This is a genomic window from Monashia sp. HAY1-5C, assembly GCF_056755255.1.
In genome coordinates this window covers 1-335 of sequence record NZ_JBPGXG010000298.1, presented here as the reverse complement: position 1 = coordinate 335, position 335 = coordinate 1, and the positions used below count along the sequence as shown (strand labels likewise).

The window sequence follows — 335 nt, the reverse complement described above, 5'->3', positions numbered from 1 at the left end:
ACCCTCATCATCGTCACCCACAACGCGAGAGTGCGCAGGGCATCGAAAGTGGCCGACAGGGCCGCGTGGGTCGAGGTGTGGGTGAAGATGAGGAGGGTGGACCGGGCGTACTTGCCGGACGGAACGCTGGTTCCCCGCACGCAGGAAGGCGCAGTCCTGCACGCCCCCGCCGCGGTAGTGGCTCAGGCAGTGCGACTGGCCACGCGTCAGGAAGTAGTGGCCATTGACGGCACGGTTGTGCCTGTCCAGGCTGATTCGCTGTGCATTCACGGCGATACACCGGGAGCGGTAACAATGGCGACTGCGGTTCGCGAAGGCCTTGAGCGGGCCGGCGT

General features: G+C 66.0%; 1 protein-coding gene. It reads left to right on the top strand.

All coding sequences use genetic code 11. The features are described 5' to 3' along the window. Positions 1–6 precede the first annotated feature (6 nt). A partial coding sequence (locus tag ACR9ZK_RS21745; RefSeq protein WP_481344038.1) for a LamB/YcsF family protein occupies positions 7–335 on the top strand: 329 nt, incomplete at its 3' end.